The 375-nt window shown below is 49.9% G+C and carries 1 pseudogene; it reads left to right on the top strand.

The features are described 5' to 3' along the window. Positions 1-191: 191 nt before the first annotated feature. Positions 192-375: pseudogene (locus tag HBA93_RS19220) on the top strand (hypothetical protein); the annotation flags it as partial.

Here is a 375-nt window from a genome sequence, read left to right as displayed (position 1 = left end):
CAATGTGTTGCGTGTAAGCCTGGAGAGCCGGCTACCCCTCCGTTCGTGTTGAAACAGCTCATCATTTTGAATTCATTTAAAACCTTCTGCATTGCTCTGACGGGGTGAAATCCTGTGGCCGGAGAGCTGTGAGGTATTGTGTTTAAACAGGCTGATCTGCTCCTGAAATTGCAGAATGGGAGAGAACGAATATGCCTGCTGATTTCCTGCTTTCAAAAATACGCCCTCAGGGAGGGGTGCTGAAAGACGTGCTGATCAAAAACGGCAAGATCGTCTCGGTTACCGATCACAACAGCGCGATCAATCACGAAGCTCTTGAGGTCGTTGACGGATACGGGCAGCTGATGCTGCCTTCTCTCATTGATGCCCATACGC

The organism is Ochrobactrum sp. SFR4, assembly GCF_019730395.1.
Lineage (GTDB): Bacteria > Pseudomonadota > Alphaproteobacteria > Rhizobiales > Rhizobiaceae > Pseudochrobactrum.
This window is presented reverse-complemented; position numbering and strand designations above follow the sequence as displayed.